This is a genomic window from Aliidiomarina shirensis (assembly GCF_003987345.1).
Classification (GTDB): Bacteria; Pseudomonadota; Gammaproteobacteria; order Enterobacterales; family Alteromonadaceae; genus Aliidiomarina; species Aliidiomarina shirensis.
Window position 1 is genome coordinate 189,756 of record NZ_PIPP01000004.1, and the last position, 7,294, is coordinate 197,049.

At 45.5% G+C, this 7,294-nt stretch carries 7 protein-coding genes and 1 rRNA gene; 3 read left to right on the forward strand and 5 right to left on the reverse strand.

Annotated features, from left to right (window positions below):
• Positions 1–8 precede the first annotated feature (8 nt).
• The 3 genes from CWE13_RS10075 to CWE13_RS10085 are packed head-to-tail and all read left to right on the forward strand — an operon-like array spanning position 9 to position 2,569.
• The gene (locus CWE13_RS10075; RefSeq protein ID WP_126808287.1) at positions 9–725 is read left to right on the forward strand and encodes an ABC transporter ATP-binding protein; all 717 of its coding nucleotides are present in this window, start codon (positions 9–11) and stop codon (positions 723–725) included.
• Positions 725–2,077: an ABC transporter permease gene (locus tag CWE13_RS10080; RefSeq protein ID WP_126808289.1), complete on the forward strand. Its 1,353-nt coding sequence runs from the start codon at positions 725–727 to the stop codon at positions 2,075–2,077. Before CWE13_RS10075 ends, CWE13_RS10080 begins: the two co-directional genes overlap by 1 nt.
• A complete protein-coding gene (locus CWE13_RS10085; protein ID WP_126808291.1) occupies positions 2,078–2,569 on the forward strand; it encodes a DUF3299 domain-containing protein in 492 nt (163 codons plus the stop codon). It begins immediately after the preceding gene.
• 65 nt (positions 2,570–2,634) lie between these two features.
• Here the strand turns inward: CWE13_RS10085 and CWE13_RS10090 are convergent, their stop codons facing one another.
• The 5 genes from CWE13_RS10090 to rrf all read right to left on the reverse strand — a co-directional run bounded on the left by CWE13_RS10090 (position 2,635) and on the right by rrf (position 7,291).
• A complete protein-coding gene (locus tag CWE13_RS10090; RefSeq protein WP_157980957.1) occupies positions 2,635–3,357 on the reverse strand; it encodes a TIGR04219 family outer membrane beta-barrel protein in 723 nt (240 codons plus the stop codon).
• 135 nt (positions 3,358–3,492) lie between these two features.
• Entirely contained in the window at positions 3,493–3,951 is a 459-nt protein-coding gene (locus CWE13_RS10095) for a copper chaperone PCu(A)C (protein ID WP_126808295.1), read from the reverse strand.
• Between the two features lie 45 nt (positions 3,952–3,996).
• The gene (locus CWE13_RS10100) at positions 3,997–4,290 is read right to left on the reverse strand and encodes a hypothetical protein (protein ID WP_126808297.1); all 294 of its coding nucleotides are present in this window, start codon (positions 4,288–4,290) and stop codon (positions 3,997–3,999) included.
• A 272-nt stretch (positions 4,291–4,562) separates the two neighbouring features.
• A complete protein-coding gene (locus tag CWE13_RS10105) occupies positions 4,563–6,965 on the reverse strand; it encodes a TonB-dependent receptor plug domain-containing protein (RefSeq protein ID WP_126808299.1) in 2,403 nt (800 codons plus the stop codon).
• Between the two features lie 210 nt (positions 6,966–7,175).
• Positions 7,176–7,291 (reverse strand): 5S ribosomal RNA (gene rrf, locus CWE13_RS10110).
• Between the last annotated feature and the right edge of the window lie 3 nt (positions 7,292–7,294).

Below are 7,294 nucleotides of genomic sequence, written 5' to 3' on the forward strand. Positions count from 1 at the left end.
GTAGCGGTATGGCTACCTTGTGTATACGTGGCCAACAGATTAAATTCTGCTGGCCGCGTCAATCACAGCCTACTATTGATATTGCCGAACTTGCTATCAAAAGCGGCGAACGCATTTTATTGCGCGGCCCAAGTGGCAGTGGTAAATCAACATTACTCTCGCTTCTAGCTGGGGTACATGCAGTTCAATCGGGCACATTAACGGTACTCGATAAAGATCTAAGCCAATTATCACAACGTAAGCGCGATAAGTTTCGCGCCGATCATATCGGCTATATTTTCCAACAGTTTAATCTTCTTCCCTATTTGAGCGTTATTCAAAACGTACTGCTTGCTATCGATTTCTCCAAATCCCGAGGGCAACGGCTTAACGAGCGGAACACATCCGCTCGTGCTGAAAGTGAGCGTTTGCTAACACGGTTAGGTATCGCTTCTGAGCTGTGGGAAAAGCCAGCAGGTAATTTAAGTGTGGGCCAACAGCAGCGTGTGGCAGCAGCACGAGCGCTTATCGGCGCGCCCGAACTTATCATTGCTGATGAGCCTACTTCTGCGCTAGATACCGATGCACGCGATACCTTTTTGAATTTGCTGAATGAAGAATGTGAGCAACAAAACATAACCTTAGTTTTTGTTACGCACGATACAACGCTTAGCCATCACTTCGATCGTATTGTTGAACTTGCTCAGATTAATCAAGGAACCAGTATTGAAGGTGGGGAGGCATAATGCGGATAGCGAAACTTGCGGCTGCTAGCCTTCTGAGCCGAAAATCAAATGCAGTATTAACCCTTATGGCCATTGCCATCAGCGTAATGTTGCTGCTTGGTGTTGAGCGCGTAAGTCAAGAAACACGTTCGGGCTTTGCCAACACGATATCTGGCACCGATTTAATTGTCGGGGCGCGGAGCGGCTCGGTTAATTTGTTACTTTATTCTGTATTTCATATTGGCAACCCGACTAATAATATCACTTGGGAAACCTACCAACATTGGGCCAACAACAGCCAAGTAGCATGGAGCGTTCCGATCGCCCTTGGCGACAGTGTACGTGGTTATCCAGTTGTGGCGACAGAGCCTACATTCTTTGAACATTTTCGGTACGCTCAGCAACAATCTTTAACATTCGCTTCAGGCCAAGCTTTTCAACGCGGTGAAGCGGTTGTTGGTGCTGAAGTTGCGCGCCAACTCAATTTACAAGTGGGTAGCGATCTCGTTATTGCTCACGGCACCGGTAGTGTAAGCTTCCATGAGCATGATGATCACCCGATGCATATTGCTGGTGTATTAGAGCGCACGGGAACGCCTGTAGATCAGGCGATTTACGTAGGCCTTCGGGATCTCGATATTATGCATGGCGGTACTGATGATCACGCTCATGATGACCATGATAGCGACAGCCATGATGCCCATGAACACGGTGAGCATGCAGGCCACGAGCATGATGCGCATGAGCATGGTGCCCACGAACACGATGAACACGAAAGCCACGAGCATACTGCGTATGAGCATGATGCACAGCCACCAATTCCCGGCATTAGTGCCTTTTTCGTAGGCTTGCAAAGTAAACCGCGAGCTATATTCATGCAGCGTGAAATCAATACGTATCGGGAAGAGCCGCTTACAGCAATCATGCCCGGCTCAACCCTGCACGAACTTTGGCGAACACTAAGCGGTTTCGAACGGGCTCTCTCAGTAGTATCTGGCTTTGTATTATTAGCAGGCCTACTGGGTATGCTCGCAACTATATTGGCAAGTTTACGCGAACGCCGCCGAGAAATGGCCGTGTTACGCTCAATCGGCGCTGGGCCAGGCACTATATTCACATTGTTAGTCAGTGAAACCATGGTGCTCACCCTTGCAGGTATGGCTGTTGGCGTTGGTTTACTTTACGGTTTCATCTTCACGTTAGCGCCATGGATTCAATCCAGCTTTGGCATAGTAGTGGAACTAAGCGGCATTTCAAATGCCGAATGGTTACGCCTTGCTATCGTGTTTGTTGCCGGCTTCTTCATTAGCTTAATTCCAGCTTGGCGAGCTTATCGAAACTCGCTAAGTGATGGTTTATCCATGAGGGTTTAAATGAGATTTTTAAAGCAAATAGGTTTACTCAGCGCGGCTACGTTATGCCTCACGGCATTCGCCGCACAAGCCGATGTACGTGAACTGAAATGGAATGAATTAAAGCCTTCTGATTGGGAAGCGCCTGCCGTGCGCGATCCTATTTTCTATGAGCAAAACCCTGATCTTCAGGTACAAACCGAACTTGACGCACCGGTAGTTCCTGAACTTGACGGGCAAAAAATAAAAATTCCTGGTTATGTGGTTCAGCTCGAGGGTGATGATCGGAAAATCACTGAATTTTTACTTGTGCCATACTTTGGCGCCTGTATCCATGTGCCGCCACCACCGCCAAACCAAATCATTCATGTTACTTTTCCAGAAGGCGTGCCTTACCCGGTAACTTATGATGCTGTTTGGGTAACTGGAACCCTAACCGTAGAACATAAAGACTCTGAATTAGCATTAGTTGGTTACCAGATGGAAGCCGATGCCGTAGTGTCTTACTTCTAAGCGTTAAATGCCGCACAACAAAAAAGGGCACTTCAAAATTGAAGTGCCCTTTTTTCTTTTAGTCATTAAAAGCGTAATGATACGCTGGCAAACGGCCCAGTAAATTCATAATTGGTAGTAAAATCATTGCCGTTCTCAAAGTCCATTTTAACGGAACGATAACCAATGCTTGCATATCCATCAAATACTAAACTATCCAAGAAGCGATAACGAACGGCACCTTGAATATCGTGTAAATCATGGTCACCAAAAGAGCCAATATGCCCTTCCGCCACCACAGAAAGGCCGCTAAACGGCAAGCCTGCAGCTAATTTCAGATAAGCCGACACAACATCTTCATCTATGCGCCAAAGAGGCTGGTCGCTCATACCGTAGTTTTCACCTACGTAGCCATCAATTTGTTTTAAGCTTGCACCAAAATGTATAGCCACTAAATCATTATCGAACGGCGCATAAAACAACGTGTAGGTTTCATGACCTAAATCGATATTTACGGTATCGACACCATTACTATGCTCGCCACCAAATTCAAGTTCTTGGGTTTCAAATTTAACGTTCGGAAGTAACGGGATAAAATGGGTAAAGGTAGCACCAAACCCTAATTGTCCTGATTTTTTCCAATCATAAATATCACCGCTACTTACCGTTTGCGCATAAGTATGATAACCGCTGGCATCTGCTTGCCAATATTGTGCTTCTGCTTCTAAACTAAATAGCACATCAGCTGACGCTGGTGCCGATAATGCAACTAAGCAAGTTGCCGCAGTAATACTTAACATCTTTTTCATCGGTTTAACTTTCTCCATTTCCCGAGCGTTTTTCGTTGGCTTTAATACTTTAAACTCTACAAGTTTACCAAGTAATTTCAGAACGTTTACCAGTATTTTACCAATCAAAGCGAACCTAAGGTGTACGCCTAATTCCTAATGGCCACCATGATGATTCGTTACCAATGCCTTTACCGGCGCGGTAACAGTAATCTCATTTCCATTGCTAAATATCAGTATAATTTCGTGCTGTTCATCAATAACAAGCGGCCCTATTAGCTCCATTAGCATTAGATGGTAGCCTCCGGGCCGCAATGAAACCGATTCACCCGCGGGAACTACGAGTGCATCCATTTGTTCCATTCGCATCTGCTCACCTTCGCGCACATGCTGATGGATCTGGATATCACCTGCAATAGAGCTGCTAGCAGCCACCAACAGAACATCTTCCTCACCACTATTCCGCAAAGTACCGAAACCGGCTCCGTTTGGCTGCCCCGGAATACTCTCGCGTAACCACAGGCTTTCTACTTCAACCTCGGCGAAGGCAGGTGATACTACCGCCAGAAGCGCAATGCAAAGGCTTATGATGGTAATGTGCAATATTCTACGCATAGTGATTTCCCATTTATTATAATTAGGAAATCACTTTAACCAATTTTAAGCAGTTTGGGTACGATTTCGGCTAAATATCCATATAACCAAAGCGATAAGCAATACTGGCCAGAATAAGCTGAAGCCAACCAACACTAACACGGCTGAAGCTATGGCTACTGCCAGTACGGTGCTACCGAATAGCGCGATACCCACCACAAAAGCAATACCAGCAAGCAACGCAACTACGAATAACGGTACAACAACAACCGCCAGCAAGCTCATAATAAAGCCAACTAAGGTTGGGCCGAATAGAGCCAGTAGTGCCACCATCAATAAAATCAGTAAAAAGGTTCTCATGCCGTTCTCCTAGGTAAATACTATCATTTCATTTGATAGCTTTTTCATTTCTAGGATAAATACTGCAGTTTTCGTGCCAAAGTTGAATATTTCAAAACGGGAGCGGATATATAAGGCTTTCAGCCCTACTGAAGGTCTTTGAATCAAACGAAAAAGCTGAAATGTGCGGCGCTATTAGCGGTTTTTACTAAAATTTAGCGTATTTTGCATATGAAAAAGCAGCCTAAGCATTGAAACTTAGGCTGCTTTTCTATTGTGGAGCAACAATGTTTTTAGAAGCGGTAGCTTACTTCAGCATAGTAATACCCACCATTGAACCCAAACGGAGCGTTGGTATTCGGGTATAAGAAAATACCGTTAAATTGGTTTTCCGGTAGTTGCTTATCTGGGTAGGTATCAAACAAGTTTTGGGCACCCACTCTAACTGCAACTGCCTCTGTAGCTTGGTATCGGAGCGAAAGATCCGCGATCCATTTACCGCTAAAGGTTGTTTGCGTACCCGCATTGTTTTCTAAAATATAATCACCGAAGTAACTAAATGCTAAGTGTGTTTGTAATTTATCGTAGTCATGGGTGAACGATAATGTACCACTGTTCCGTGGAACTGAGCGCGTCATGCGGGTTTGCTCAACCCCATTAAACAGCTTATCTTCTAGGCCATCTAGAATCTGTGGAAGATTCACGGCATCAATGTCGGTTTCGTTGTAACCGTATGCAGCTTGTGCTTTCAAGCTACCGTACTCGCCTAAATCGTATTGCTTCGCCAACACGATATCGAGCCCGCGAGTTGTGGTATCCACAGCATTAATAAAGAAACGCGCGTTATCAGCACCAGCCGCCTCTAACGCATCGGCTACAGCAGGCGAATCGCTTGGAATCAACGAGCTTGAAAGGATGATGCGATCATCAATCTCAATCTGATACGCATCAACGGTTAATGATAAACCGTTGTAACCATTCCATACTACCCCGGCACTAAAGCTTTGTGATTCTTCAGGCTGTAACGTACCCACTTGCAGTTCACGTGCTACATCGCTCAGGTTATTGAATGTTCCCGATTGTTCAGGCACTAGCTCACCATCACGATTCACAAACAAAGTTGAGATATTAGTGAAGTAGAGCTGCTGTACGCCCGGCGCTCGGAAACCAGTGTTTGCCGTTGCACGCAGCGCTAATTGATCAGTAATGGCGTAGCGGCCTGATACTTTCCAACTCGTGTTGTTACCGAAATCAGAGTAATCTTCATATCGTAAAGCAGCTGCCCACTGGAATTTTTCAGTTAATTGGTTTTCAAGCTCTACGTATAAACCTGTGTTATCACGCGATTCGTTGATTTCTGAATCAGGCCGGAAACCAGTAAAACCTTGGCTACCTGCGGCACGGCCATCAAAACCGCCATCCTCGTATGAGGCAGGCTCACCCGCTTCGATCTTATAGCCGTTTTCGCGATAACTTACACCGAACGCAACCGATAAATCGGAGTAGTTGTAGAATTCATACAAACGCGAAAGCTCAAAGCTAATATTAAGCTCATCATGCACTAAGGTACCGGCATCAAACTCGGTTTGCGAAGCCGCTCCAAAAGAGGCATTCAAGGAATTTTCCAAGCGATAGTTAAATTCGCTTTCACCGTATACTACTGAAGCATCGGCGTACCAGTTACCAAGATCAAAGCGATATCCTGAAGCAATTGAGATATCGTTAGTATCCGGGGCTAATAGCGGCAGGAAACCATCTGGGTAAACATCAATTACGTTGCGAGCATCAAGTGCTCTGCGATAGAACGCGCCTGATTTTGTAGTGCGTTCGCTAAAGCCACCAAATGCATATAGTTCACCGGTTCCAACTTGATAGTCCGCATTAAAGAACAAACCAATGTTTTCGAACTCGGCATCACCAACATGATGACTTTCACGATCAAAGGTTTCTTCCCGAGGATCCGGCTCACCGTCAACGAGAGGGTATTGCTGTCTAGGGTCTAAACCCGCGCGATTCGTTCTGCCTTTATCATGATATTCACCAGAGAATACAATGGCACCGCGGTCGTTAAGGTTTACACCAAAGCTACCGTGTAATTTAACCTGCTCACCGTCACCTTCATAGGTTTGCCCAACGCTTAGGTTAAGATCTCCGCCTTGTGCATTGTCTTTCAGTACAATATTAATAACACCGGCAATAGCGTCAGAACCATATTGGGCAGATGCGCCATCACGCAATACTTCAATACGTTTAATCGCAGAAATTGGAATTGCGTTTAAATCTGCATTTGAGCTACCGCGTCCGGTAGTACCGTTCAAATGTACAAGTGAACTGCTGTGGCGGCGCTTACCATTTACCAGTACTAGCGTGTGGTCAGGCGAAAGACCACGCAGAGAAGCGGGCCTTACCGCATCAGACCCGTCAGTAATAGATGACGAAGGAAAGTTAAAGCTTGGTACTGCGTACTGTAAGGCTTTTGCAGTTTCAGTGAAGCCTGCTGCCACGAGATCTTCAGCCGAGATAATATCAACAGGAGCAGAACCTTCCGTTGCGGTGCGCACACTTAAACGTGAACCAATAACTTGAATACGCTCAGGTTCAGCGATTTGCGTTGTGGTTTCAGTGTCTTGAGCTTGAGAGATTGCAGGAATTGAAACAATAGAGGCTATTGCAATACTAATCGTTGTTCTTTTCATAATGTTTTCCCTTACTTACTACTAATGTATAGGCCAATCTAACAGGGAAAACGCAGGTACAACAAGACTAGATCAGACCAAAGTATAACGGAAAGATATAACCAGTCTGTAATTCATAGCAATTCTAAAAGAATAAACGATTGAATTATAAGCAATCATGAATACGAAAAAACCCCAGCCTTTTGGGCTGGGGTTTCTGTCGTAATAGGAGCCTGGCGGTGTCCTACTCTCGCATGGGGAGGCCCCACACTACCATCGGCGCTGACATGTTTCACTTCTGAGTTCGGAATGGATTCAGGTGGTTCCACGTCGCTATGGCCGCCAGACAA